This is a genomic window from Thalassospira lohafexi (assembly GCF_002844275.1).
Lineage (GTDB): Bacteria > Pseudomonadota > Alphaproteobacteria > Rhodospirillales > Thalassospiraceae > Thalassospira > Thalassospira lohafexi.
The window spans coordinates 590,084-616,473 of the sequence record NZ_NXGX01000002.1 but is presented as its reverse complement, the minus strand read 5'-3'; the positions used below and the strand labels follow the sequence as shown (position 1 = coordinate 616,473).

General features: G+C 54.3%; 20 protein-coding genes. 16 read left to right on the top strand and 4 right to left on the bottom strand.

Going from position 1 to position 26,390, the window contains the following annotated elements:
* Positions 1-141: 141 nt before the first annotated feature.
* The 4 genes from COO92_RS06650 (at position 142) to COO92_RS06635 (ending at position 4,491) form a co-directional block, all read left to right on the top strand.
* Positions 142-996: a CoA transferase subunit A gene (locus COO92_RS06650; protein WP_101300791.1), complete on the top strand. Its 855-nt coding sequence runs from the start codon at positions 142-144 to the stop codon at positions 994-996.
* A gap of 14 nt (positions 997-1,010) precedes the next feature.
* Positions 1,011-1,784 carry a CoA-transferase subunit beta gene (locus COO92_RS06645; RefSeq protein WP_022732491.1) on the top strand — a complete coding sequence of 258 codons (774 nt, stop codon included), beginning with the start codon at positions 1,011-1,013 and terminating at the stop codon, positions 1,782-1,784.
* Between the two features lie 23 nt (positions 1,785-1,807).
* On the top strand, positions 1,808-3,013 hold the full coding sequence (pcaF, locus tag COO92_RS06640) for a 3-oxoadipyl-CoA thiolase (RefSeq protein ID WP_101300790.1): 1,206 nt from the start codon (positions 1,808-1,810) through the stop codon (positions 3,011-3,013).
* A 140-nt stretch (positions 3,014-3,153) separates the two neighbouring features.
* Positions 3,154-4,491: a 3-carboxy-cis,cis-muconate cycloisomerase gene (locus COO92_RS06635; RefSeq protein ID WP_101300788.1), complete on the top strand. Its 1,338-nt coding sequence runs from the start codon at positions 3,154-3,156 to the stop codon at positions 4,489-4,491.
* A 63-nt stretch (positions 4,492-4,554) separates the two neighbouring features.
* Here COO92_RS06635 and COO92_RS06630 read toward each other — a convergent pair whose 3' ends face one another.
* Positions 4,555-5,430 carry a MurR/RpiR family transcriptional regulator gene (locus COO92_RS06630; RefSeq protein ID WP_033368856.1) on the bottom strand — a complete coding sequence of 292 codons (876 nt, stop codon included), beginning with the start codon at positions 5,428-5,430 and terminating at the stop codon, positions 4,555-4,557.
* A 460-nt stretch (positions 5,431-5,890) separates the two neighbouring features.
* Between COO92_RS06630 and COO92_RS06625 the strand changes: the two genes are divergently transcribed.
* The 7 genes from COO92_RS06625 (at position 5,891) to COO92_RS06595 (ending at position 14,103) form a co-directional block, all read left to right on the top strand.
* The gene (locus COO92_RS06625) at positions 5,891-6,400 is read left to right on the top strand and encodes a TRAP transporter small permease subunit (RefSeq protein ID WP_022732487.1); all 510 of its coding nucleotides are present in this window, start codon (positions 5,891-5,893) and stop codon (positions 6,398-6,400) included.
* Positions 6,397-7,722, top strand: coding sequence for a TRAP transporter large permease (locus tag COO92_RS06620; protein ID WP_101300785.1), 1,326 nt, complete (start codon positions 6,397-6,399; stop codon positions 7,720-7,722). The genes COO92_RS06625 and COO92_RS06620 overlap by 4 nt, the downstream gene beginning before the upstream one ends.
* Before the next feature lie 173 nt (positions 7,723-7,895).
* The gene (locus tag COO92_RS06615) at positions 7,896-8,948 is read left to right on the top strand and encodes a TRAP transporter substrate-binding protein (protein ID WP_101300975.1); all 1,053 of its coding nucleotides are present in this window, start codon (positions 7,896-7,898) and stop codon (positions 8,946-8,948) included.
* Between the two features lie 238 nt (positions 8,949-9,186).
* The gene (locus COO92_RS06610) at positions 9,187-10,554 is read left to right on the top strand and encodes a glutamine synthetase family protein (protein WP_101300784.1); all 1,368 of its coding nucleotides are present in this window, start codon (positions 9,187-9,189) and stop codon (positions 10,552-10,554) included.
* 76 nt (positions 10,555-10,630) lie between these two features.
* Complete coding sequence (locus tag COO92_RS06605) at positions 10,631-12,022, top strand: aldehyde dehydrogenase family protein (RefSeq protein ID WP_101300783.1); 1,392 nt, start codon at positions 10,631-10,633, stop codon at positions 12,020-12,022.
* A gap of 29 nt (positions 12,023-12,051) precedes the next feature.
* The gene (locus tag COO92_RS06600) at positions 12,052-13,221 is read left to right on the top strand and encodes an iron-containing alcohol dehydrogenase (protein ID WP_101300781.1); all 1,170 of its coding nucleotides are present in this window, start codon (positions 12,052-12,054) and stop codon (positions 13,219-13,221) included.
* Positions 13,222-13,275: 54 nt separating this feature from the next.
* Complete coding sequence (locus tag COO92_RS06595; protein ID WP_101300780.1) at positions 13,276-14,103, top strand: type 1 glutamine amidotransferase; 828 nt, start codon at positions 13,276-13,278, stop codon at positions 14,101-14,103.
* Between the two features lie 6 nt (positions 14,104-14,109).
* Here COO92_RS06595 and COO92_RS06590 read toward each other — a convergent pair whose 3' ends face one another.
* Together COO92_RS06590 and COO92_RS06585 are read right to left on the bottom strand one after the other, a co-directional pair.
* A complete protein-coding gene (locus COO92_RS06590) occupies positions 14,110-14,607 on the bottom strand; it encodes a GNAT family N-acetyltransferase (RefSeq protein ID WP_101300779.1) in 498 nt (165 codons plus the stop codon).
* On the bottom strand, positions 14,604-15,350 hold the full coding sequence (locus tag COO92_RS06585) for a TenA family protein (RefSeq protein ID WP_101300973.1): 747 nt from the start codon (positions 15,348-15,350) through the stop codon (positions 14,604-14,606). The genes COO92_RS06590 and COO92_RS06585 overlap by 4 nt, the downstream gene beginning before the upstream one ends.
* A gap of 188 nt (positions 15,351-15,538) precedes the next feature.
* Between COO92_RS06585 and COO92_RS06580 the strand changes: the two genes are divergently transcribed.
* The 3 genes from COO92_RS06580 (at position 15,539) to COO92_RS06570 (ending at position 17,600) form a co-directional block, all read left to right on the top strand.
* Complete coding sequence (locus COO92_RS06580; RefSeq protein WP_101300777.1) at positions 15,539-15,763, top strand: YgaP family membrane protein; 225 nt, start codon at positions 15,539-15,541, stop codon at positions 15,761-15,763.
* Between the two features lie 152 nt (positions 15,764-15,915).
* The gene (locus COO92_RS06575) at positions 15,916-16,329 is read left to right on the top strand and encodes a protein tyrosine phosphatase family protein (protein WP_101300776.1); all 414 of its coding nucleotides are present in this window, start codon (positions 15,916-15,918) and stop codon (positions 16,327-16,329) included.
* A 113-nt stretch (positions 16,330-16,442) separates the two neighbouring features.
* Positions 16,443-17,600 (top strand): peptidase C39 family protein, encoded by a 1,158-nt coding sequence (locus tag COO92_RS06570; protein WP_101300774.1) that lies wholly within the window; start codon positions 16,443-16,445, stop codon positions 17,598-17,600.
* 47 nt (positions 17,601-17,647) lie between these two features.
* On the opposite strand, the gene COO92_RS06565 is transcribed toward COO92_RS06570, so the two are convergent.
* Positions 17,648-19,609 (bottom strand): GNAT family N-acetyltransferase, encoded by a 1,962-nt coding sequence (locus tag COO92_RS06565; RefSeq protein ID WP_101300773.1) that lies wholly within the window; start codon positions 19,607-19,609, stop codon positions 17,648-17,650.
* A gap of 319 nt (positions 19,610-19,928) precedes the next feature.
* On the opposite strand from COO92_RS06565, the gene COO92_RS06560 reads away from it, so the two are divergent.
* Together COO92_RS06560 and COO92_RS06555 are read left to right on the top strand one after the other, a co-directional pair.
* Positions 19,929-21,941, top strand: a complete 2,013-nt coding sequence (locus COO92_RS06560) for an autotransporter assembly complex protein TamA (RefSeq protein ID WP_240626348.1) — start codon at positions 19,929-19,931, stop codon at positions 21,939-21,941.
* Positions 21,938-26,383 carry a translocation/assembly module TamB domain-containing protein gene (locus tag COO92_RS06555; protein WP_240626347.1) on the top strand — a complete coding sequence of 1,482 codons (4,446 nt, stop codon included), beginning with the start codon at positions 21,938-21,940 and terminating at the stop codon, positions 26,381-26,383. The genes COO92_RS06560 and COO92_RS06555 overlap by 4 nt, the downstream gene beginning before the upstream one ends.
* Positions 26,384-26,390: the final 7 nt, after the last annotated feature.

Sequence of the window (26,390 nt, the reverse complement as noted above, 5' to 3'; positions counted from 1 at the left end):
TCGATCTGGCGCGATGGCTGTGGGTGCTGCTTTGGGGAAAGCCAGCTGTCACAGCCATCGACCCTTATTCCTAACGTTATCGGGGGCTCTGGCCCCGCGTTTGTTCTGTTTTGTTGGTTTGATACCACAGGAGTTTTTGCCGTGGTTGCACGTTTCATGACGCTTAAAGAAGCCGTCGCATCCTGCATTAAGGATGGCGACACCATCGCGATGGAAGGGTTCACCCATCTGATCCCGCATGCCGCCGGGCATGAAGTGATCCGTCAGGGGATCAAGGATTTGACCCTGATCCGGATGACGCCAGATGTGATTTACGATCAGTTGATCGGGGCGGGATGTGCCAAGAAACTGGTGTTCTCATGGGGTGGTAATCCCGGGGTTGGATCGTTGCATCGTCTGCGCGAAGCGGTTCAGGAACACTGGCCGCATAAACTTGAAATCGAAGAACACAGTCATGCGGCGATGGCAAATGCCTATGACGCCGGGGCGGCGGGCCTGCCGTGTGCGGTGTTTAAAGGATACCGTGGTGCGGAATTGCCGCGTGTGAACAAGAACATCAAGTTCATCGAATGCCCGTTCACTGGCGAAAGTTTGGCCGCGGTGCCGTCAATCCGCCCGGATGCGACGGTTGTGCATGCGCAGAAAGCCAACAAAAAGGGCGATGTCCTGTTTGAAGGCATTGTCGGCGTGCAAAAAGAAGCCGTTCTGGCCGCCAAGAAATCGATCATCACGGTCGAAGAGATTGTCGATGATTTTGGTGATATTTCGCCAAATGCCGTGATGCTGCCGAATTGGGCCGTGACCGCGATTGTCGAGGTGCCGGGTGGCGCACATCCGTCCTATGCCCAAGGATATTACAAGCGTGACAATGCGTTTTATAAGGCGTGGGACCCGATTGCGCGCGATCGTGAGGCGTTTACCGCCTGGATCGAAGAACATGTGATGAATGGCGGGCCCGAAGATTTCGCGGCCAAGTGTCGCGCCAACAAAGCGTAAGCGGAGAAAAGATCATGGTTGACTATACCCCGACTGAAATGATGACGGTATCCGCCGCACGCGCGCTTAAAAACGACGATGTGTGCTTTGTTGGTATTGGTATGCCGTCTGCGGCCTGTAATCTGGCGCGGTTGACCCATGCGCCGGAACTGACATTGATTTATGAAAGTGGCACGATTGGCACCAAGCCCGATGTCTTGCCGTTGTCCATCGGCGATGGTGAGCTGTGTGAAACGGCGATGAACACCGTGGCCGTGCCGGAAATGTTCCGCTACTGGCTACAGGGTGGCAAGATTTCGGTCGGCTTCCTTGGCGCGGCGCAGCTTGATAAATTTGGCAACATCAACACCACTGTGATTGGCGATTACGACGATCCCAAAGTCCGCCTTCCGGGCGGTGGTGGTGCGCCGGAGATTGCGACGAGCTGCGGCGAAGTGTTTTTGGTGATGAAGCAAAGCAAACGCGGTTTTGTGCAAAAGATCGATTTTGTCACCTCGCTTGGTCATGGCACGGGCGGGGATGATCGCGCGTCCTATGGTGTCGATACCAAGGGACCATCGCGTTTGATTACCGATCTTTGCATCATGGAACCGCATCCGGTGGGCAAACAGTTCATCGTGACGTCGATCCATCCCGGTGTGACACGCGAAGATATCATCGAAAATACCGGCTGGGACGTTGAATTTGCAGACGAAGTTGCGCAAACTCCGATCCCGAATGAAAACGAGCTTAAAGTTCTGCGTGAACTGCATGCCCGTACCGCCAAGGCCCATGAAGGCCAGCAGTAAGACTGCCAGCAAGGATCAAGAACATGGCTGACGCATATATTTGCGATTACATCCGCACCCCGATTGGCCGCTTTGGTGGCAGCCTGTCGCAGGTGCGCGCCGATGATTTGGGCGCTATTCCGCTTAAGGTGTTGATGGACCGCAATCCCGGTGTCGATTTTGGCGCGGTGGAAGACATCATTTTTGGCTGTGCCAATCAGGCCGGTGAAGACAACCGTAACGTTGCACGCATGTCCGCACTTTTGGCCGGTTTGCCTGAAACAGTGACCGGAACCACGGTCAACCGCCTTTGCGGGTCGGGCATGGATGCGATCATTATTGCCGCGCGTGCGATCAAGGCCGGTGAAGCCGATTTGATGATTGCGGGTGGTGTTGAAAGCATGTCACGTGCACCGTTTGTGATGCCCAAGGCGACCTCGGCCTTTTCGCGCAATGCGGAAATCTATGACACGACGATTGGCTGGCGGTTTGTTAATCCGGTGATGAAAAAACAGTACGGCGTGGAGTCCATGCCTGAAACTGGTGAAAACGTCGCCGAGGATTTCAAAGTTTCGCGCGAAGATCAGGACGCCTTTGCCGCCCGATCACAGGATAAAGCCGTTGCGGCACAGGAAAATGGTATTCTGGGCGAGGAAATTACCCCGGTGACCATTCCACAACGCAAGGCCGATCCGGTTATTGTCGATAAGGATGAACATCCGCGTCCGGGCACGACGGCGGAAAAGCTGTCTAAATTGCCGACCCCGTTCCGTGAAGGCGGGTCGGTGACGGCGGGCAATGCATCGGGTGTCAATGATGGCGCGGCGGCATTGATCATCGCGTCCGAAGCAGCGGTTAAAAAATACGGCCTGACGCCGATTGCCAAGGTTGTTGGTGGGGCGACGGCGGGTGTTGCACCGCGCATCATGGGCTTTGGCCCGGCACCGGCCAGCAAAAAGCTTTTGGCGCGTTTGGGCTGGACCACCGATCAGCTTGATGTGATTGAGTTGAACGAAGCCTTTGCATCCCAAGGTTTGGCGACCCTTCGTGATCTTGGCATTGCCGACGACGATGCGCGTGTGAACCCCAATGGCGGGGCGATTGCGCTTGGTCATCCGTTGGGTATGTCAGGCGCACGTATTGCAGGGACGGCAGCCCTTCAGCTTAAACGCACCGGGGGTAAATATGCGCTGGCGACCATGTGCATTGGTGTTGGTCAGGGCATCGCGATTGCGCTTGAAGCTGTTTAATCTTGACTGATTTTTAAATCGAAGCCCCTGTGCCGGTTGACGGGCAGGGGCTTTGTTTTTTGCGGTGTTGACCAACGGTGTTGGTGGCGCGACACTCGCAAACCGATTTCACACCTGTTGATGAAGGTGGATTAAGCCTGATGACCATTTCGCCCTTTGATTCCGCCCTGCTTGGCGATCTTTTCGCTGACCGCGAAATCGCCGAGCTGTTTGAGGATAGCGCGCAGATTGCATCGATGCTGTTGTTTGAGGCCGCCCTTGCCGCCGCCCAAGCGCGCGCGGGCGTGATCCCCGAAGCAAGTGCGACCAGAATTGCCGAGGTGTGCCGCGATTTTCAACCCGATCCGGCAAGTTTGACGGCGGGTACAGCAAGTTCGGGCGTGCCGGTTCCGGCACTGGTCAAGGCGCTTAAGGCGGAAATTGGTGGCGATGATGCGCGCTATGTGCATTTCGGGGCGACCAGTCAGGATGTGTTTGATACCGGGCTTGTTTTGCGGCTACGCGATGTCATTTCGATCATTCGGCGGCGCATTCGCAAGCTGGCCAAATCGCTTTCAACCCTTGCCGAAACACACCGCAACACTGTGATGATTGGGCGGACCCGATCCCAACAGGCGGTGCCGACGACATTCGGGCTTAAGGCGGCGGGCTGGTTAGCACCGTTGGTGCGGATTGATCGTCGGATTGAGGGGCTTTCGCATGATTTACTGCGCCTGTCGTTTGGCGGGGCTGCGGGAACGCTGGCATCCCTTGGGGGTAAGGCCGCGGCGGTTGAAAACAATCTGGCCGAGGAACTTGATCTTGAAACCAGCGACATGCCATGGCATGCGCAGCGCGACGTTTTGGTGGATTTCGCCAGCCAGTTAACAGCGTTAACCGGCGCGCTTGGTAAAATGGGGCAGGACCTTGTTTTACTCGCACAGTCGGAAATTGCCGAAGTCCAGCCGGGCAAGGGTGGGGGATCATCGACCATGCCCCATAAATCCAACCCGGTGCAGGCGGAAATGCTGGTGACTTTGGCGCGGTTTAATGCCGGTCAGTTGGGAACCTTTGCCCAGTCGCAGCTTCATGATCACGAACGATCCGGGTCAAGCTGGCTTCTGGAATGGTTGACCTTGCCGCAAATGATCATGGCGGCGGGAACCGCACTTGCGCAGGCAGTCGATATGGTGCCCGCGCTTAAGGTTAATCAGGACCGTATGGTGGCCAACCTTGATCTGTCACGCGGTGCGATGCTGGCCGAGGCGGCGACATTTGCGCTGGCCGACCATGTGGGGCGCGATGCGGCGGATAAATTGGTCAAGGACGGCTTGGCGCAGTCGGCGGCCAATCAATCGAACCTGTTTGATGAATTGCCCAAACTGACCGATGTGCCGGTCGATTGGGCAGCGGTGCGTAATCCGGCCAATTATGTCGGGCAATCGGATGCCTATATCGACCGGGTTCTGGCCACGGCCAAGCGTGGATTGCGCGACTAGATACTGCTGACACACGTGATGTGATGTATGGGAGCGGTTTTCTTGAGGTGCGCGGCCCCGAACTTATGGTTGGGAGGGGCGGCGCAAAGCTTCAAGATGTTTGATGCGCGCGCGAACTTGGTCAGGGTTATGTTGACCGACACCTTCGAGCAGGGCTTCAAGCATGACCATGCTGGCGGCCGAGCTGTCCCATGTCGTGCCGGTTTCGATGCGCACCGGAAAAACGTGGCGGGCAAACTGGGCGATGGGGCTTAGCCACTGGTCGGTAAACAGGATGATCTTTGCGTCCTGTTTTGAGGCGGCTTCGGCAAAGGCGATTACATCAGACTGATAGCGACGAACATCAAAGATAACCAGAACGTCGCGTTTGCCGATATCAAGAAGATCTTCTGCCCATTTTGCACTTTGGCCCGACACACGGCGGACATGGCTTCGCATGGTGCGAAGATGTTCATAGGCATAGACCGCCAGTGCCGATGTAAAACGCCCCCCCAGCAAGTAAACCGATCCTTTGCAATCACCGATCAGTTCGATTGCACTTTGCAATTCCGCCGGATTGATATTGGCAAGGCTGGTTCGAATGTTGTTGGTTGCTGCTTCGGCGATTTCATGAAGCAATTCACCCATCGGATGGCTGGACCGGTTGCGTGACCGGGGCAGGCTGCTTCGGGTCAAGGGTGACTGAAGGCGGGCTTCGAGTTCACCACGTAGTCTGGCCTGCATGTCGGGGTAGCTGTCAAAGCCGATTTTGCTGGCGAAACGCAGGACCGTCGGGGCAGAAACGCCGCAACGATCAGCAAAAGTCGCAACCGTCTCAAGCCCGGCCATTGGATAATTGCCAAGCAGGGCATGGGCCAGCTTGCGTTCCGATGCCGTCAGCGTATCAGCCTTTTGCGTGATTTGTTCGGCGACGGTTGGTTTTGTGTCCTGCTGCGTCACGTCCAAGTGCAACTTTCCCCGTTCATACCATCCACCCAGAATGGTCAAATACCCCTGTATAGGTAGGGTCAGGCGCGGTTTAACCTGCCTGTCATACAAATACAATGATTGTAATGAATTTTACAACAACTGATGTTCTTGTCATGAAAATTGAATTCATGTAACGTTCATTACAAAGGGTTAAACCCATGCCGCGAAAAGCAGCAAAATAATTCAATGACTTGGTGATTGTTCGGTCTTTCAGGGAGGCGGGTTATCACGCGGCATGTCCCGTCATGGGGGCGTGCATTCAAGGGGGCGTAATATGGGTTGTCAGGGCCTGAAGTCTTTCCGTTCAAAGCAGACGTCGATACTGGATCTGTCCGCACATGGTGTGGACGGCAACAGGTATGTTTGCGTCTGACCGGGGCATTACGGGCCGTTACGACCTATAAACTGGGAGATGTTGGAGTGGCGTTAAATGCCTGAGTTTATCAAAACCTATGTCAGATGGGTGGATCGCGTTAATCGGATTATTGGCCGGTTTGCCATGTATTTGATCTTCGCAATGCTTGCCGTGCTTATTTATTCCTCGGTCACCAAGCTGATGGAGTTCCCGGCTCTTTGGACGCTGGAAGCCGCACAATTTATCATGGTGTCGTATTTTCTGCTGGGGGGCGGCTATTCCATGCAACTGGACTCACATGTCCGGATGGATTTGCTGTATGGCGCATTGTCGCCGCGCAAACAGGCCGGACTTGATGCGATTACAATCCTGTTTCTGATCTTTTATCTGGCATTTTTGCTGTATGGCGGCATTTCGTCGACCTCTTATGCTTTTCAATATAACGAGACCAGCTATTCGGCGTGGTCGCCACCCATGACGCCGATAAAGTCGATCATGACATTTGGCGTGTTTATGATGTTGCTTCAGGCGATTGCGACCTTCTTTAAGGATCTGGCCGCAGCCCGTGGGGAGAGCCTTTCATGAGTTATGAAATGATTGCTCTTCTGATGTTTTCCACGATGATGCTGATGCTTCTGACCGGGAAACGGGTTTTCGGTGCCATTGGTTTTGTCGCGGTTGTTTTTGCCCTTGGCATGTGGGGCGACGGCGGATCAGAAATGGCGTTCAGTGCCGCCATGAAGCTGATGAAATGGTATCCGCTTCTGACGTTGCCGCTGTTTGTTTACATGGGCTATATGCTGTCGGAATCCGGGCTGGCGGATGATTTGTACCGGATGTTCCATGTCTGGATGGGGCCGGTGCGCGGGGGGCTTGCCATCGGGACAATTGTCTTGATGGTTGCAGTTTCGGCCATGAATGGCCTGAGCGTTGCGGGCATGGCCATCGGGGCCAGTATCGCCTTGCCGGAACTTTTGCGGCGCGGCTATGACAAAGTCATGGTGACCGGGGTGATCCAGGCGGGCAGTTCGCTGGGTATTCTGGTGCCGCCAAGCGTTGTTCTGGTGCTCTATGGCATGATTGCGCGTCAGCCTGTCGGGCAATTGTGGCTTGCGGGCGTATTCCCCGGTTTGATGATGGCGGGGATGTTTATCCTTTATATTGCCGTTCGGTGCTGGATACAGCCTGATATGGGGCCAGCACTTAGCAAGGAAGAGCGTGCGGAAATCACGTTGTCGGAAAAAATCGGCTTGCTCAAGGCCGGGGTTGTTCCGCTTTTCATCTTCTTCTCGATGACCGGTTTGTTCCTGATGGGGATTACATCGCTTGTTGAAAGTTCGGCTGTTGGCGCACTTGCTGCGACCCTTGCGGCCTTGGCCAAGCGTCGCCTTAATCGGTCGGTCATGGAAGAAACCCTTCGCAAGACGCTGTCGATCAGTTGCATGTTTATGTGGATCATTTTGGCGGCCCTCGCATTCGGGGCAGTGTTTGATGGCTTGGGCGCAGTCAAGGCGATTGAGGGTTTCTTTGTTGATCAGCTCGGACTTGGTCCGTGGCAGATCCTGATCATGATGCAGATTTCCTTCATCCTGATGGGGATGTTCCTTGATGACACCGCAATGCTGGTGATTGTCGCACCGCTTTATGTGCCGCTGGTCGGCGCACTTGGTTTCGATCTGGTCTGGTATGGCGTGCTTTATACGATCACCTGTCAGATCGCCTATATGACACCTCCGTTCGGGTACAATTTGTTCCTGATGCGTGCCATGGCACCGCCAGAGGTGACGTTAAAGGACATCTATAAGTCGATTACGCCGTTTGTGATCATTATGGCGATTGCGCTTGGCGTTGTGATGGTGTTCCCGCAAATCGCGCTGTGGCTGCCAGAATGGCACTACGCCCGGTGAACAGCCTGAAGACCCACTACTGGCGGGGTCGGATTGGCCCCGCCAGCCACTAAAAAAAGCAATTCAGGGGAGGTGTTGATTTTCAAGAAGAGGAGGCGCTGTCGAGCCCGATGGACGGGCAGGGCAGTACAACAAGTGCGTTAACAAACTTCATCGATCAGGGAGATGATACAATGACGACGAGACGCGACTTTATAAAAAAAGCCGGTATTGTAACTGCTGCAGCCGGTACCACAGCGTTCGCTTCGCCTTACGTCAAGGCGCAGAACGCAAAGATCACTTGGCGTTTGCAGACATATGCAGGCCCGGCACTGGGCGAGCATGTGATCAAACCGGCGATTGATGCCTTTAACAAGGTCGCCAATGGTGAAATGGAAATCGAGCTTTACTATGCCGATCAGCTGGTCCCGACCGGTGAACTTTTCCGTGCCATGCAGCGTGGTACCATTGATGCGGTTCAGTCAGACGATGACTCGATCGCAGCCCCGGTTGATGTTTCGGTCTTTGGCGGTTATTTCCCATTTGCCACCCGCTATAGCCTTGATGTTCCGGTCCTGTTTGAAGAATACGGCCTGAACGAAATCTGGGAAGAGGCATACGGCGAAGTTGAAGGCGTTAAGTGGCTTTCGGCTGGTTCGTGGGATCCATGCCACTTTGCAACTGTTGAGCCAATCAACAGCCTTGCCGACCTTAAGGGCAAGCGCGTCTTTACCTTCCCGACGGCGGGCAAGTTCCTGTCACGTTTCGGGGTCGTTCCGGTGACGTTGCCATGGGAAGACATTGAGGTTGCAGTTCAGACCGGCGAGCTGGATGGCATCGCATGGTCGGGCATTACCGAGGATTACACGGTCGGTTGGGCAGATGTGACCAATTACTTCCTGACCAATAATATCTCCGGTGCCTGGTGTGGGTCGTTCTTTGCCAATGAAGAACGCTGGAACGAGCTTCCTGACCATCTGAAAGTGCTGTTTAAATTGTGCATGGACAGTTCCCACTATTATCGTCAGCACTGGTACTGGGGTGGCGAGGCCAAACTCCGTACACAGGGCACAAAAATGAAGCTGACCTCAATCCCGGACAGCGAATGGGCAACGGTTGAAGCCGAAGCACATAAGTTCTGGGATGAGATCGCACAGACCAGTCCGCGTTGCGCGAAGGTTGTTGATATCTTCAAGCAGTATGCTGCTGTGATGGAGAAGGCTGGTAAGCCGTATCGTTACAGCTAAGCCGATCAAACTGAGGGGCAGGGCACCAGATATTTTCGGATATTCGGTGCCCTGCATCTACTTGAATTTGAAGTATTTTTAAGTTGTAATAAATAATACAAAAAATCAAAATTTATGTATATTTGTTCGAAAATGTAATATATTTTTCGTTGAGAAAATCAAAAAAAATGCGTCGAGAAAACCGGGAAAAACGACCAATTTGACGTAATAACAAAGCCCAAATAACAGGAGGCCACCGATGCAGGCGCAAGATGTCAAAACCGCCGATGACGCACGAAAACTTATTCAGGAACGTGATATCAAATTCGTCAAAATCGGGGTGTTCGATGTCGATGGAATTATGCGCGGCAAATATATGCATCGCGATAAATTTTTGTCGGCTCTTGATTCCGGTTTTGCTTTTTGTGACGTGGTTCTGGGCTGGGATTCAAATGATCAGCTTTATGATAAATCGGAATTCACCGGCTGGCATACGGCCTATCCGGATGCACCGGTACGGGTGATCCCGGAAAGCTGCCGTGAATTACCGATGGAAGACGACACAATCCTGTTTCTGGGCGAGTTCGAAGGACGGGCGGAAACCGTTTGTCCGCGTGGAACGCTGCGCCGGGTGCTCGATAAGGCATCGAACATGGGATACGACGTTTCAGCCGCATGCGAGTTCGAATTCTTCCTGTTTGAGGAAACGCCGCATTCCGTGCGGGAGAAAAACTATCGCAATCTGACCAACATCACGCCGGGTTTCTATGGGTATTCGATGTTGCGCAATTCAGTGCACTCGGAATTCTATCGTGACCTGCTTGAACTTGGCGAAAGCATGGATTTCCCGATTGAGGGATTGCATACCGAAACCGGTCCGGGGGTTCTCGAAGCTGCGATCATGCATGACGAGGCCCTTATGGCTGCTGACAAGGCGGCACTTTTCAAGACCTTTACCAAGGTTTTGGCGCAGCGGGCCGGCTGGATGGCAACCTTTATGGCAAAATGGTCGCCCGATTGGCCGGGACAGTCGGGGCATATGCATGTCTCGATTAAGGGCAAGGATGGCCGTGCCGCATTCTATGACGCCGATAAGCCCGATAACATGTCCGATGAAATGCGGTGGTTCCTTGGCGGTCAGCAGAAACTGATGCCTGAACTTCTGTCGATGGTGGCGTGCACGGTAAACAGTTATTCCCGTCTGGTTCCCGGTTTCTGGGCGCCAACGACGGCGACCTGGGGCGTTGAAAACCGTACAACGGCTCTTCGGGTCATTCCGGGGAGTGAAAAATCGCAGCGGGTTGAATATCGGATTGCTGCGGCGGACATAAACCCCTATATCGCGCTTTCAGCAGCGATTGGTTCAGGACTTTGGGGGATCGAGAACAAGGTGGAGCCGGGTGAAATGGTTGTCGGCAACGCCTATGAACAAGAATTCCCAGAAGACGTGACATTGCCAGCAACGCTTTTTGAGGCCGCCGGACGCCTGCGCAATTCCGAAGCGGCAAAATCGTTGTTTGGCGAAGAATTCGTCACCCATTACGCCCAGTCACGCGAATGGGAAGAACGCGAGTTTCGCAAGGCGATTACCGATTGGGAATTGCAGCGTTATTTCGAAATTATTTGATCGGGACTATCGAGTGGAACCAACCCAGTTGATACCTCGATCAAATCACTCATCACATCTTTAACTGTGAGGCACTATGTCTGAGAGTTTACGCACTATCTCGCCCGTTGACGGTTCGGTTTATGTCGAGCGCCCGCTTGCTGGTGCGGCCGAGATCAATACCGCACTTGATGTTGCCCGGGCGGCGCAAGCCGAATGGCGCAGCGTACCAGTTGCAACCCGTCAGGAAATCCTGCGCAAGGCCGTTGCCGCCTTTGTCGCAAAGAAGGACGAAATTGCCGCAGAAATCAGTTGGCAAATGGGCCGTCCGATTTCCCAGGGTGCAGGCGAGGTTGCCGGTTTTAAAGAACGTGCCGATTACATGATCGACATCGCGCCCGAAGCCCTTGCCGATTATCATCCGGGCGAGAAGGACGGGTTCAACCGGTTTATCCGTCGTGAGGCACTTGGCGTTGTTGCAATCATCGCGCCCTGGAACTTCCCATACCTGACGGCGGTAAATGGTGTCGTACCGGCCTTGATGGCAGGTAATGCCGTGGTTCTGAAACATTCGCATCAAACCCCGCTGTGCGCAGAACGCTTTGCACAGGCGTTTGAGGCCGCAGGCCTGCCCAAGGGATTGTTCCAGTATCTGCATCTTAGTCATGCCAATGCTGAAAAACTGATGGGTGATGTTCGCGTCGATTTTGTCAATTTCACCGGATCGGTGCCCAGCGGACATGCCGTTCAGAAAGCTGTTGGCGGCAAATTCATTGCAACCGGCATGGAGCTGGGCGGTAAGGATCCTGCGTATATCCGTTCTGATGTCAATCTGGACCATGCTGTAGAAAACGTTATTGACGGTGCGTTCTTTAACACCGGTCAATCTTGTTGCGGGATCGAACGTATTTACGCCCACGAAAGCGTCTTTGACGCGTTTGTCGAGAAGGCTGCTGACCTTGTTGGGCAGTACCGACTTGGCAGCCCGATTGATGCGGATACCAATCTTGGTCCGATGGTGCGTGCATCCTCGGCGGCATTTGTGCGCGGTCAGATTGCCGATGCCGTCCGTGATGGGGCAAAGGCCCTGATTGATCCGACAAAATTTGCTGCCAACGCAGAAGGGACGCCGTATCTGGCACCGCAGGTTCTGATCAATGTTGACCATTCGATGCGGGTGATGAGCGAAGAAAGTTTCGGTCCGGTTGTCGGCATCATGAAAGTCAAATCGGATGCAGAAGCCATTTCATTGATGAATGACAGCGAATTTGGTCTGACGGCGTCAATCTGGACAACGGATGAGGATGCGGCCCTGAGCATTGGTGATCAGCTTCAGACCGGTACGGTGTTTATGAACCGGGCGGATTATCTTGATCCTGCCCTTGCTTGGACCGGGGTTAAGAATTCAGGACGGGGATGTACGTTGTCGAAAGTCGGCTATGAGTCCCTTACCCGTCCTAAAAGCTTCCATCTGCGGACAAAGATTTAACGACGCCGACTGGCGCAAAGGATACAGACATGACTAAAAAGATTGTTGGAAACTGGAGCTTCCCGACCTCTGTTCGCTTTGGTCCGGGCCGTATTTCCGAACTGCCCGATGCCTGCAAGGCGACAGGCATGAAAAAGCCGCTTCTGATCACGGATGAGGGTCTTAAAGACCTGCCGATGGTGCGTGAGGCGATTGCCGCAAATGAGGCTGCTGGAATTCCGACCGGCCTGTTTGCCGGGGTCAAGGGAAACCCTACGGGCAAGAACGTTGATGATGGTCTGGCTGTTTACCGGGCAGGGAACCATGACGGCGTCATCGCATTTGGCGGCGGATCGGGGCTTGATGCGGCCAAGGCCGTTGCCCTGATGGCCGGACAAACCCGTCCGATGTGGGATTTCGAGGATATCGGTGACTGGTGGACGCGTGCGGACCCAGACGGTATTGCACCGATTATTGCCGTGCCGACAACATCGGGCACGGGGTCCGAGGTTGGCCGTGCCAGTGTGATCACCAAGGAAGACACCCACGAAAAGAAAATCATCTTCCATCCCAAGATGCTGCCAGCCATCGTTATTTCTGATCCAGAACTGACGGTTGGTCTGCCTGCGCATGTGACGGCGGCGACGGGTGTTGATGCCTTTGTGCATTGCTTTGAAGCGTATTGCGCACCGGGCTATCACCCGATGGCCGAAGGTGTTGCACTTGAGGGCATGCGCCTGATTGCTGAGGCCTTGCCGCGCGCCTACGATAACGGAAACGATATCGAGGCCCGTGCCGATATGCTGGCTGCGGCCTCCATGGGGGCAACCGCCTTCCAAAAGGGGCTTGGTGGGGTTCATGCACTGGCCCATCCGGTTGGGGCGATTTTCGATACCCATCACGGCCTGACCAATGCGATTTTGCTGCCCTATGTCATGCAGGCCAACCGCCGCGCGATTGAAGAAAAATGCAAAGTCGTGTGTCGTCTTTTAGACCTTGCGTCACCTGGTTTTGACACCTTGTTTGAATGGGTCATGGCGTTTCGTTCACGGTTGGGAGTGGTTAATACCCTGGCCGAAATCGGTGTTGATGTTGATCGCGCCGACGAAGTTGCGGTCAAGGCCAAGGGCGATCCGTCTGATGGTGGCAACCCGATTGAACTTTCGGTTGCCGACTATACGGCGATATTCCGCCGGGCCTGTGTCGGTGATCTCGGCTAGGGTCATCGCGTAAACGCGTCTTTTGCGGGATCAGGGTGTTGGAATGAGGGAAGCATGAAAATTTTAATTGTCGATGGCAATGTACGTGCGGTGAACGAACTTAACCGTTCTCTGGGCGGAACACCATCTGGCGAGGGATATGAAGCGGCCCTTAAGCACCTTGATCCCGATCTTGATATCACGATCATTCGTCCTGCTGATGACGGCCCCGACTGTTTGCCAAGCGGGGCAAAGCTTTCGGATTTTGATGGCATTGCCTGGACCGGATCGGCGCTGAACGCTTATATCGACGACGAAGCTGTGCTTAACCAGTTACCGCTTGCGAAATCGACGGTCGCCAGTGGTATTCCGGTATTTGGCAGTTGCTGGGGCATGCAGATCGTTGCGCGCGCGTTTGGCGGGCAGGTGCGTGCCATCCCCAAGGGGCGTGAAATTGGCATCGGGCGCATGATCCAATTGACCCCGGAAGGTGTGAAACACCCGATGTATTCGGAAAAGCCGGCGTGTTTTTCGGCCTTGACGGTTCATATGGACGAAGTGTCCGTTGCGCCCGAGGGTGCGGTTATTCTGGCGGGCAACGATTACAGCGATATTCAGGCGTTTGTCATGGAGAATGACGGGCTGCGATTCTGGGGCGTGCAATATCACCCGGAATATACGCTTGCGGAACTGGCGGCAATTTTCCGCCGTTATGGGCAGCGCCTGATTGATGCGGGTCTGTTTGCCGATCAGGGCGCGCTTGATCGTATGGCAAACGACTGGGAGACCCTGCATAACCATCCCGGACGGAAAGATTTGGCGTGGCAATATGGCGTTGATGACAATGCGCGTCTTGCGGAGCGCCGTATGACCGAACTGGGCAATTGGCTGGCGTCAATCTGAGTTGGTTTAAGCTACTGTCGGGGCCGACGGTGCGCGCAGGCGTTTTTCAACGGCGTAGTTATGAATGGCAACGCCTGCGACTTCAAAGTCGCGCCGTTCGACGACCTTAAATCCCTTTTTCAGCAGGAAGCTTTTGGCAAGTTCGCTGGCTTCGCAATACATCTTGCCAAGGTTGTCGGCGATGGCCTTGGCCTCGATCGCGTCATAAAGGGTGGAGACGACACCGGTCCCTGCGACGTCAGGATCGGCATAAAGAAAATGGATGTGACCATCCGCCTCAAGATCGCCAAACGCGACGACTGTGTCGTCTGGTGTGACGGCCACAAATCCGTTACGTCCATCGTTCATCAATTCGGACAATCGGTCCGCATCAGGGGTTAGCTTTGCCCAGACGGCGACTTGTTCTGGGTGATAGCGAAGTTTGCCAAGTTCGGTCACAGCACGAAGATAAATCGCCGTCATCTGTGGCGCGTCACTGTCTTTGAACTGGCGAATGGTCGTCATTCCTGTGGTCCCCACGCGGTATCGAAAAAGGCAACTTCAAGCGATGTCGCGCGGCGGAAATGATCAAGGCATTGCGCGCGATCATCGGCCGATAGACCCGGGCCACACTGATCAAGCTGATCGTTTAGATAGGCAATCACACTTTCGAAATACGCACCGATGTGAAGATCGAGCCATTCGGAATACCAAAAGTCATCCGGGCGTTTGGCGATGGCCGTGTTGACCCGGTCTGCCCAACCAAGATAGGTGCCTTCGGCAACAGCCAAAACCGCAAGCATGTTGGTGTAGCTGTTGCTGTTTGTTGCATCGGTCATCAGCTGTTTGAAGGCTGCGGTTGCGGGCCAGTCGGGTTGATTTTCGCGGTCCGCGTCTGAAACGCCAAGCGCGTCAAATGATCGTTCGAAATAGGTGTTTTCAGCGCCGGTCAACAGGGCAAGGAACTGACACCCCGGAATGCGGTCCTTTAGCGTCGGCGCACGGGAAACTGCGGCTGCGAGCAAGGCGACAAACCGGTCAATAAAACGATGATCCTGAATAAGGTAATTTTTCAGGTTGGCGCCGGGCAGAGCACCGTCACCCCACGCATCGGTAAACGGATGGTGTGTTACCCGTTTCCAGTCATCACAGACCGATGCTTTCAGCCAGTCGGAAAATGTGCCCGATGGATGAGTTTCCTGCCAAACCGGAAAGTCATCAGCGGGGTCAATTTTGGGTGCAGGTTGCGTCGCGGCGAGGGTGCTCATGTATCGGATTTCCCATTCAAGTTTCTTGTCTTTTGGCACGTGCGGGGCATCGCGACAAGATACTGGCAGCGTAATTCCGTTGTCGTCACAGATTTTCGCGCCACATTGCGCCATGTCAATGTATTCCATTATTTTATGATGTAATGGTTATGTGGTGTTTTACCAGTATCTGTTGACGAGGAAGAACCATGAAAAATATTGGCGGGTTGGATCGTGTCTTTCGAATTGTTCTTGGGCTCGCACTTTTGGCTGTGCCGTTCGTGATGGTTAAACCCGATGACGCAATCGTCGCGTTCGGGACTTATGGCTGGCTGATGGTTGCCGCCGGGGTTGTGATGCTGGTGACCGCAGTATTCCGGTTTTGCCCGATGTATCGCGTTTTGGGGATACGGACCTGTTCGACGCGGATGTAATCGGCGGAAAATAAGGTCAGACATCGGGTAGATGTCTAGCGGACGGACATCGAGGATGATGGGTTTTTGTCTGTATTTTTCCCGCAGGCAGTTGCCATAGCCGCCAGATAATGGCATCGGTTATAGCAACTGCTGTAAGGGGACAGACAAAAATGAAACGCTTGTGTGATGAGCTGACCGTATCGCCGCAATTGCCAATAGAGGCCATTGACGAGATTGCCAAAGCCGGTTTCAAAACCGTCATGTGCAATCGCCCGGATGACGAAGATCCGGGACAGCCATCATTTGCGGAAATTGCCGCGAAGGCCGAAGCCGCGGGCATGAAAGCGATTTTTCAGCCTGTGGCCAGTGGCAATGTTGCCGATACTGATGCCGATGCGTTTGCCGCCAATCTTGCCGCGGCACCCAAACCGGTATTTGCCTATTGCCGCAGCGGCACGCGTTGCACGATCCTGTGGTCTTTGGCCAGTGCGGGTAAGCTGCCGGTGCAAGACATCATCAAATCAGCGTCAGATGCCGGATATGATATGTCGCCGTTGGTACCACGCATTTCCGCACGCGGCTGAGTGTTAGATGCTTGCATGAAGTGCCGCATGGCATAAACGCGCGGCACGCTTACCGAAATTGCACTATTGCATTTAAACGTTTCGTGTCGATATGACGCCGTGACATGCTTTGAATGTCGTGGGTGCGCAATGCAGGTGTGATTTTGGGCCAACTTGATGACAGCCAGATCGGGTTTCGATTGGCACATGACGGGGATCTTGATGCCCTGTGTGACATTGAAAACCGTTCCTTTGACATTGACCGACTAAGCCGCCGGGCGTTCAAACGCTTTATCGGTAGTGAAACCGCACGTCTGCGCGTTGCGGAATGTGATGGCGCGGTCGTTGGCTATGCCTTGGTGGTTTTTCGTAGCAACGTAGCGTTGGCCCGGCTTTATTCGATGGCGGTCGATCCGAACTTTCGCCAAAAAGGCATCGGGCGCGCGCTTGTGGGGCAGGCAGAAGAGCTTAGCCTTGATTACGGTGCGCCGATTTTGCGGCTTGAGGTCAGTCAGGGCAACGCGGTTGCCATCGCACTATTTCACGGTGCGGGTTACCGTGAATTTGCGCTGTATCCCGATTATTATCCTGATCATTCCGATGCCCTGCGCATGGAACGGGTTCTTGTGCCCCAATCAATGCGCCTGCCGTCGCCGATCCATTTTTATCACCAGACCCTGCCATTCACCTGTGGTCCGGCATCCTTGATGATGGCGATGAATGCGCTTGATCCGTTGGTTGAAATGGACAGGAGCCTTGAAATCGCATTGTGGCGCGAAGCCACAACCATTTTCATGACCTCAGGTCATGGCGGCTGTGGTCCGTTGGGCTTGGCATTGGCGGCAGATCGACGCGGGTTTAACGTCGAGGTCTTGCGCAGTCGCGATGGGCCGCTTTTTGTTGATTCCGTGCGCAAAGCCAAAAGCCGCGAAGTGGTCGAACTGGTGCATTATGATTTTGCCCGTCAGATCGAACAGGCAGGCATTCCCGTATCTGTTGGCGCGTTTGGCGTGACCGAGATCGAAAACCGCATGCGCAACGGCCAGATGGCGCTGGTTCTAATCAGCCAGTACCGCATTTACGGCGATAAAATTCCCCACTGGGTGGTGGTGTCGGGGTTTGATGACCGGTTTGTCTATGTCACCGATCCTGATATTGGCGATGATCATGACCCGTTTAACGGCAGTGATTGCCTGTCATTTCCGATCCTGCGTCATGAGTTTGATCTGATGGCGCGCTATGGCCGCGATAAAGTGCAGGCGGCGGTATTTGTTAGCAAAAAGGCCGGGTGATCCGCGCTTTCGATCCCCGGCCTTTGATTTGTCTGCACGCCGCGTGATTAAGGACGGGCGATCTTGCCCAGAAGATGGGCGATGATGCGGCGATACAGCTCCATCCCAAGCACGGCATCCTCAACCCCGCCATCGATGTTGGGGTTGTCATTGACCTCAATCACCATCGGACCGTGCGGTGTTTCTTTCATATCAACACCATAAAGCCCGTCGCCCATCAGTCGTGCGGCGGCAAGGGCGGTTGTGACGATGTCTTCGGGGGCGTCTTCGATGGCGACAGTTTCGAACCCGCCTTCTTCGTAACTTTTACCGTCGTCTTCATGTTTGACGATCTGCCAGTGACCCGGCGCCATGAAATAGCGGCTGGCAAAGATCGCTTCGCCGCCCAGAACGCCAATGCGCCAGTCAAAGGTGGTTTCGACATATTCCTGAATGACCAGTAATTCGGAATTCTTGAACATATCGCTGGCGACTTCGGCCAGATGTTCGGGTGATTTCACCTTGCGCACGCCGCGCGAAAAACATCCGTCGGGCACTTTCAGAACCGACGGGAAGCTAAACTGCTGACCGATTTCACCAATGCGGCGTTTATCAAAAATCGCACTCTTGGGGGCCGGAATGCGATGTGTGCGCAGCAATTCCGCCAGATAAACCTTGTTGGTACAGCGCAGCATCGAGTCCGGGTCGTCAATGACCGGAATGCCTTCCTTGACCGCCCGTTTGGCAAAGCGATAGGTGTGGTGGTCAAGGGCGGTGGTTTCGCGGATCAGAAGCGCATCAAATTCCGACAGATGATGGAAATCCTTTGCCGTGATCAATTCGGCGCGTGCGCCAAGGTCGGCTGCAGCCTGCACGAAAAGGGCAAGGGCATCCTTGTCTGATGGTGGCATGACTTCGTCGGGGTCGTGCAAGATAGCGACCAGGGCGGTTGGTTGGGTGACGTTGCCCTGTTTGCGCACGCGTCCACGCAAATAGGCGCGCAAGGCGGCTTCGAATGCGGTCATATGGCCGCTGTTAAGCTGGCTTAGCGATGGGGCTTCGATTTCGCGTAAAGAGGCTTTGCCATCCTTATTGTTCAGATGCAGCCGCAGGATCGGGCAGCGGAACTGATCAAAGGCCCGCTGGGCGATGTGGCGGAACCGTTTATCCGTGCTGCGCCCGAAATAGACATCAACATAGGTCGGATGATCGCCCGGTTTTGTCAGGGCCTCGGTAATTTGTGGGCCAAGATCATTGCGAGCGGCCTTTTGCAGGCGTTTCCAGTTGAGGTCCAGCAAAACATCGGCTTCGGGGATGACCCGTTCGGCGCGGGCCGCGGCCAGCAGGCTGCAATAATAGCCGCGCGACAGATATTCATAGGACCGGCACAGGTTGATCACACGGCGGTTGCGCACCCCGTGATCAAGGGCGAGATAATCGCGCACCCGCATGACGCGCGCGCCCGAAACGGCAAAGGGGATGTCAGACAGCCGATCAACAAGGATGAGCGGTGCACCGGTTGAAACTGCAGGCGATTTTTCGGCAATGACATCATAAAGGTCATGCTGCAAACGGATGCCATCCGCACCATCTTCATAATATCCGGGCAGGTCGGAAACTTTTTGATATCCATGACGTTCATAAAGGCCACGCGCGGTATCGTTTTCGATGCGCACTTCAAGGCGAATGCGAAGACAGCCTGCTTCGATGGCAAGGTTTTCCATCCCGGCCAGAAGTTGCGTGCCCAGACCGATGCCCCGCCAGTCTTTGGAAATGGCCAGTGAATATATCCGTGCTGTTATCGAATTTTCGCGCAACAACAACAAGCCGTAGCCGACAACGTTGGGATGTTCGCCGTCGCCGGCGTCCGCGACAAGAAGACGCGCCGAGCTTCGGCGCAGAAAACGCAAAAAGGATGCACGTGTGATACCATCACTTGTGAAATTCGCTGTCTCAAGTGCGCAAAGCCCGTCAATATCGGCAGGCATGGCATTACGAAGAATGACTGCATTGGACTGTGTCGATGTCACGAGATGGATCTCCTGCAATTGTGGGCACGCTGCATCGTGCATTCAACCCCCGGTACGCTCAATGTATTTTTCTGACAAGTGCGATTATTGGTCATTGCCATGCCATTTTTACATGCGAGTTGGCACAGCTGGTCCTCGACCTGTAGAGTAATTGAAAATATGGTGTTTTCAGATAACTGCTTTAAAAGTTGTTCTGATCCCAATACGCGCCATCGCCGTAAATGATAGCAAACCAAAAGACTGTTATCGGTCAAAATAATGGCCCCCAAAGGCCCGGTTGGAACGAAGCAAAAGGATACGACTTTTTTTGACAGACTGCATGTTCCACAACTTCCGGTCTTATGGCCGACGTGTTGCATTCGTACCGCTTTTAATGGCGGGAACGTTGCTTGCAGGCTGTTCGTCGGATGAGGGCGCTGTGGGGTTTGGCTTTGGCGAGGATGAAGTCGTTCAGCAGAACGACCTCCGTTCGACCATTCCCTATGAAGTGGAACTTACCGGTATTGATCCGCAAGAAGAACAATTGATCGCAAGTCTGAATGGGGCCAGTACCGCACGGCGTTTGCAGTCGCGCCCGACTGCGTCACGTGCGGGTCTTCAACGCCGGGCTGAAGATGACATTGAACGGTTTCAGGCTGTGTTGCGTTCAAAGGGTTTCTATGAGGCGCAGGTCACCTTTGATATTGCCGAAAAAGTATCAACTGATCCGGTCGATGCCCAATCACCAGACGCCGAAGATGGGGCTGGAAACGCGTCGGGAAAGTCGACAGAAAATAAAAACGGCGATATTGACGGCAGTGCTGCGGGCAGTGAACAGGCCGAAGGTGCCGATGCACCAACACCGCTTGTTCTGAGCTATCAGATTGATGTCGGAACACCTTACCTGATCGAGGCGGTTGATCTTAAAACAACTTATCCCGACAAGGTGATCGAGCGCGCCGCAACCGATGCCGAACTTGAAGCAACCCATTTGCAAATCGGGCAGCGCGCCACGGCGGAACCGATTATTCTAGCCGAACAGTATGGCGTTGATTTACTGCGTAGCCGCGGATACCCGTTGGCCAAGGCAGGGAAACGCACCGTCATGGCCAACACCGCCAATAAGACAATTTCCGTAACATATGCATTTAATGCCGGGGCCGAGGCCAATTTCGGTACTGTCAAAGTCAATGGGGCAGAGGAAGTCGATGCCGACTTCATCGCCGGTTACCGGAGTTGGGGGGCGGGCGAAAAATACGATCCCGAACAGGTCAGAACCACGCGACGCGACCTTGCGCAGTCCAACCTGTTTGACAGCGTCATCGTCAAGCCGGTTGGCCCCATCAGTGACAGCGGCGAAATACCCGTCGACATCACAGTAGTTGAACGCAAACACCGTTCGATTGGTGGTGGTGTTAACTTTTCGACCGCCGACGGCCCGGGGGCCAATGCGTTTTGGGAACATCGCAACCTGTTTGGTGCGGGCGAAAAATTGCGGTTGGGGGTTGAGGCATCTGGTCAGGAGCAGGGGCTCACATCAGAATTTCGCAAACCGCAGTTCTTGCGTCGTCGTCAGGCCCTTGTTGCCGAGGGCAATGCCAAGAACCATGATACCGATGCGTATCAGGGGGAATTGGTCGACAGCTTTGTTGGTGTCGAACGCAGGCTGGGTGAAAACTGGTCGGGGACATTTGGCTTCACAGCGGAATATTCGGACCTGACCGGTGCGGATTCCCCCAATGAGCAATTCTATCTGGGCGGTTTGCGCGGCATTTTAAAGCATGACAATACCGACAACCCGCTTGACCCGACCGAGGGTAACCGTCTTGAACTTAATGTATCGCCCTATGTCGGGTTGACCGATACCGACACCAGCTTTACGTCCGTTTCACTGGGCGGGTCGCAATATTTGTCGATTGATGATGACGGTGATTACGTCATGGCGGCCCGGGCGCGCACGGGTACCATCATTGGTGAAGAACGCGGCAACTTACCGTCGAACAAACGGTTCTATTCCGGGGGTGGTGGTTCGATCCGGGGCTATGAGTATCAAAAGGTCGGGCCGCTTGCCGATGATGGCGATCCGGTTGGTGGGCGTTCTGTGCTGGAAGTCGGGTTTGAATTCCGTGCGCGCATTACCGAAAGTTTTGGCATCGTGCCGTTTATCGAAGGCGGCAATGTGTATGAAAGCAACAATCCTGACGACATTTCGTTGCTGTGGGCGACGGGGCTTGGTTTCCGCTATTACACGGCAGTCGGGCCGTTGCGCTTTGACGTCGCCGTGCCACTTGATAAACGTGAAAATGTTGATGACGATTATCAGTTCTATATCAGTCTGGGGCAGGCATTTTGACCAAGTCTGATCCGTTGTCCCCACGTCCAACCCAGCCCGCCGCATCGAAACGCCCGTTGATAAAGTGGGTGCGCCGAAGTGCGATGGCTTTGGGTGCGTTCATCGTGCTTTTGCTGGTGATCATTGGTGTTGCCGGTACCGGGCCCGTTTTGCGTGCGATCACACCAATGATCAATGAAACGGTTGCTGCTGCCACGGACAGCCAGTTTGAACTTGGCCGGGTCGAAGGCAGCATCTGGACCGGATTGCAGATCGATAGCCTTCTAATGGCCCGCGACGTCGATGGTTTCCATCTTGAACTTAATAACGGCGTGTTTGACTGGTCGCCCCTGGCCCTTCTGACGGGGCGGTTACAGATCGACCGGGTGTCAATGGCGCGCACCAGCGTGATTTTGCCAGATGGAACAGCACCATCCGAACCCGAAGAAGAAACCGACGAAGAAAGTTCCGGGTTTTCGCTGCCACTTGAGATCGGGTTGGATGAACTGGCCCTTGATCAGATCGCGATTGTTGATCCGGTATCTGGCAAAAGCTTTTTGTATGAATTGCATGCCAGTGCGGCGGCGGGACGTAATCTTTCGGCCAAGGCGAAACTTGATTTAACCCCGCTTGATGGTGGTGCGGACCGGTTGGCAGTCGATCTGGATTTTGATGGTCCAGACCAGAAACTTCGTGCCGACATTGACGGTAAGATTGACCGCGAAGGCCTTGTCATGACACTTGCCGGGCTGGACCCGGAAAGTGCAGCTGACATAACGATATTGCTTAAGGGGGCGGGGCCTGCGGACGACTGGAAGGGTAATATTGACCTTTCGGCCAGTGGTTATGCGACCCTTCGTGGTGATGTTGGTGTGCAGCTGTCGTCGGATGCGGTTGGTTTTGGCTTTGACGGCGGGTTGGAACCGCTTGAGCTGATTTCTGATCAATTGCCCGAACAAGTGCGCAAGGTGATCGAGCTTGGCATTTCCGGGGCGTTTGACCTTGAAAGTGACCATCTTTCGTTTAACCGTCTGGCTGTTGAGATGCCCGGTGCGTTGGATGTGTCGGGTACGGCGGATATCGATCTTGCCGAAAGTCAGGTTGTGGCAAAAATATCGGCCAATGTTGATCCTGTATTATCGTCCCTGATTGATGATCAGGTCCGCTGGGGGATGCTTAATGTTGATCTTGCCGCCAAGGGTGGTTTTGATCTGCCCGACGTGCAGCTTTCGATCAATGGACGCGATATAGAAACGCCAGTTTCATCCATTGCTGGACTTTCGGCCCGTGCCGATCTTGCACCTGTATCTGGCGGGATTATTGGCAATGATGATCTTGCGGCATCGGTTACGGTGACCACCAAAGGCCATGTTTGGCAGGATGAGGGGCTTGGTGCGATTGTCGGGGACAATCAGTCTCTGTCGGTTGAAAGTGTGATTTCATCGGACTTTGCCAATATCAATCTGCGTCAGTTGTTGCTTGAAACGCCCGCGATGACGGTGCGGGGGCAGGCAATGCTTGATGATGCCATGGTTGTGTCCGATGCGGGTCTGACGGCTGATGTGGCCGATCTTTCGATCTTTGGGCCTATTTCCGGGCTTGATTTATCCGGGCAGGGACAAGTTGCCCTGTCGGATATAAAATGGTCGATGGAAAATGGTGGCGGTTTTGACGTTGCGGTCAATGGCACGCAAACCGGATTTGGCGTTTCTGATCTGGATCGGATTGTTGGCCCGTCACCGACCCTTGCCGGATCGGTTGCGATCAGTCCGGCATTTGATATGGCCATTGACCTTAATCAGGTGCAAACCGCCACAGTGACGGGGGCGGCAAAGGTCGATCTGACTGAAACATTTGGTCAAATGGCCATCGACGCCAGTCTTGATATTGCACCGGGAACCGTGCCGCCGGGGATCGGGGTTGCGATTGCACCGGCGAAATTGACCATCGCACTTGATGGCCCGACCAGTGCACCCGCCGGGGTGATTAACCTTAGCACTGCCAAGGTCGATGCGGCGGGGCAGGTTCTTGAAAACGTCAAGCTTGTCAGCAAGATGGGATGGTCGGCGCAATCGGTGTTGTCACTGACGAATACGGTCAAATTCAACCGCGCGAATGCCAAATATGATCTTGCGGCCAATGTTGTTCTGCCAAGTGACGCCTTGCGGGTTGAGGGCATTTCCCTGCGCGGGGAGCATATTGACCTTCGCGGGGACATCACCCTGCCTGAATACGCCGTGCCGATGCAGGGCAAATTTGCGCTGTCGAAACTTGATGCGGTGATGCTGTCTGATTTTGGTGTGCCCTTTACCAATGGTGCAATGACAGCTGACATCGCGCTGGTGCCTGACGGTACGCAGCAAACCGTCAATGTGACGGCGACGACCAAGGGGCTGCGTCTGGAGGCAACACCGGGTGAAGACCCGGTCAGGGTCGATCATATCAACCTTGCCGCAGACGTTACCAATGCGTTTGAGGCCCCCGTAATCAGTGCGACCGTTGAAGGCAAAGATATCTTTGCCAGTGACGTTGCGATCAATGACGTGACAGTTGGGGCTGATGGTGGGCTGGACGCGCTTGATGTGTCGCTTAAGACCCGTGGCACATGGCAAGCCAACGTGCCGTTTTCAGTTGATGCGCTTACCAAGCTTGGCCTTGGTGATGATCTGCGTGTGGATGCCAGTAAATTTGATGTCTTTATCGCGGACCAGAAAGTTGCCTTGCGTGAACCATTAAGCTTTGTTCAGAAAAGCGATGGTACCCAGCAGCTTGATGCCGATATCACGGTTGGCAGTGGTCAGTTGCGTGCGGTTCTTGACCATAAGGCAAAGCAGATGATTTCTGCGGATGTCACGCTTGAGGGAGTTGATCTTGGCCCGTGGGGGGCGATTGCCGGGTTTGATGGCCTTGACGGGACTGCGAACCTTGCGGCCATGCTGCGTGAAAAGCCGGGTGAGACGCCAACCGCATCTGTCAAAGGTCAAATTGACGGCATTACGGCCAAGGCGGCCAAGGGGCTCAAGCCGCTTAAAATGGATTTGGACGTCAGCCTTAAAGATGCCGAGCTTTCCGGTGCCGCATCTCTGGGCAATGACGATGAGCAGATTCTGAAAGCCAATGGCAAGGTGCCTCTGGCGATTTCAATCCTTGCACAGGAATTTAGTCCCGATATGTCGGCACCTGTTGTCGGATCGGTGCGTCTTGACGGTGAGATTGCGGAATTCTGGCCTTATGTCCCGGCGCCTGATCATGATCTTTCGGGCAACATCAAGCTGGCCCTTGATGTCAGTGGGCGTCTTGATGACATCGCGTGGAAAGGTGACATCAAGCTTGCCGATGGTGCGTATGAAAACCTTGAATACGGCACCATTATTGATGGGCTGACATTCACCGGTGACTTTGACCAGACCGGGCTTTCAATCCCGTCGATAACTGCGACCGATGGTGGTTCGGGGACACTTGATGGGTCGGTTGATCTGGCCCTTAATCAAGGATCAATGGTCAAATACGATGTCGGACTTAAGCTTACCAATATGGCGTTGTCGCGCAAAGATGAGCTGCAATTCTGGGCCGATGTTGACACATCTGTCACGGGCACCGAAGGCGGGGCGGACATCAAAAGCACCGTGACGCTTCAGCGCGGTGAGGTCGACTTGAGCCTTGCCTTGCCTGAATCGGTTCCAAGCCTTGATGTTGCCAACCTTCCGGGTGCGCAGGAAGAAGCAAAAGCCAAAAAAGAACAGGAAGCAAAAGGCGGCTTTGTCGGCAATCTGGATGTAACGGTAAACATCCCCGCACGACTTTTTGTCCGCGGTAAGGGGCTTGATTCCGAATGGGGCGGCACGCTTGATATCTCAGGCACAACCAATGATCCGCGCATTGTCGGCAAATTGTCGGCGTTGCGCGGGCAGCTTGATATCATTGGCAAAACATTCGTGATCAAGGATTCCAGCATCACGTTTGCCGGCGCATCCCCGCCTGATCCGATGCTCGACATCAAGGGGGTCTATACAACGTCCGAGCTTGAAGTCACGGCAGGTTTTCAGGGGCCAGCAAGTGACCCTGAACTCGTGTTGACGTCTAATCCGTCCTTGCCGGAAGATGAAATTCTGTCTCAAGTCCTGTTTGGTAAGTCGCAAGGCAGCCTGAGCGCTGTTGAGGCCGTCCAGCTTGCCAGTGCGTTAAATGAATTGTCGGGCGGTGGCGGCGGCCTTGATGTGGTCGGCAGTGTGCGTCGGTTTATTGGTGCCGATGTTTTACAGGTCGGTGGCGGTGAAGACGGGCCGGAGGTCAAGGTTGGCAAGTATCTGACCGACGGGGTCTATGTCGGCACCAAGGCCGGTTCAACCCCGGGATCAAGCGGGGTCGAAGTCGAAATTGAAATCACCCCGAACATCAGTGTGACCAGCGAAACCACCGAGATTGATAGTACGGCTGGTATTCAATATAGGCTCGATTATTAGGGGGTAT

What these genes read in the sequence shown, in the direction of transcription:
- COO92_RS06590 (WP_101300779.1), bottom strand. Translation starts at nt 14,607, where the DNA reads ATGACGACCATTCGCCAGTTCAAAGACAGTGACGCGCCACAGATGACG.
- COO92_RS06585 (WP_101300973.1), bottom strand. Translation starts at nt 15,350, where the DNA reads ATGAGCACCCTCGCCGCGACGCAACCTGCACCCAAAATTGACCCCGCT.
- COO92_RS06645 (WP_022732491.1), top strand. Translation starts at nt 1,011, where the DNA reads ATGGTTGACTATACCCCGACTGAAATGATGACGGTATCCGCCGCACGC.
- COO92_RS06615 (WP_101300975.1), top strand. Translation starts at nt 7,896, where the DNA reads ATGACGACGAGACGCGACTTTATAAAAAAAGCCGGTATTGTAACTGCT.
- COO92_RS06575 (WP_101300776.1), top strand. Translation starts at nt 15,916, where the DNA reads ATGAAACGCTTGTGTGATGAGCTGACCGTATCGCCGCAATTGCCAATA.
- COO92_RS06560 (WP_240626348.1), top strand. Translation starts at nt 19,929, where the DNA reads ATGTTCCACAACTTCCGGTCTTATGGCCGACGTGTTGCATTCGTACCG.
- COO92_RS06605 (WP_101300783.1), top strand. Translation starts at nt 10,631, where the DNA reads ATGTCTGAGAGTTTACGCACTATCTCGCCCGTTGACGGTTCGGTTTAT.
- COO92_RS06635 (WP_101300788.1), top strand. Translation starts at nt 3,154, where the DNA reads ATGACCATTTCGCCCTTTGATTCCGCCCTGCTTGGCGATCTTTTCGCT.
- COO92_RS06580 (WP_101300777.1), top strand. Translation starts at nt 15,539, where the DNA reads ATGAAAAATATTGGCGGGTTGGATCGTGTCTTTCGAATTGTTCTTGGG.
- COO92_RS06595 (WP_101300780.1), top strand. Translation starts at nt 13,276, where the DNA reads ATGAAAATTTTAATTGTCGATGGCAATGTACGTGCGGTGAACGAACTT.
- COO92_RS06620 (WP_101300785.1), top strand. Translation starts at nt 6,397, where the DNA reads ATGAGTTATGAAATGATTGCTCTTCTGATGTTTTCCACGATGATGCTG.
- COO92_RS06610 (WP_101300784.1), top strand. Translation starts at nt 9,187, where the DNA reads ATGCAGGCGCAAGATGTCAAAACCGCCGATGACGCACGAAAACTTATT.
- pcaF (WP_101300790.1), top strand. Translation starts at nt 1,808, where the DNA reads ATGGCTGACGCATATATTTGCGATTACATCCGCACCCCGATTGGCCGC.
- COO92_RS06600 (WP_101300781.1), top strand. Translation starts at nt 12,052, where the DNA reads ATGACTAAAAAGATTGTTGGAAACTGGAGCTTCCCGACCTCTGTTCGC.
- COO92_RS06625 (WP_022732487.1), top strand. Translation starts at nt 5,891, where the DNA reads ATGCCTGAGTTTATCAAAACCTATGTCAGATGGGTGGATCGCGTTAAT.
- COO92_RS06570 (WP_101300774.1), top strand. Translation starts at nt 16,443, where the DNA reads ATGTCGTGGGTGCGCAATGCAGGTGTGATTTTGGGCCAACTTGATGAC.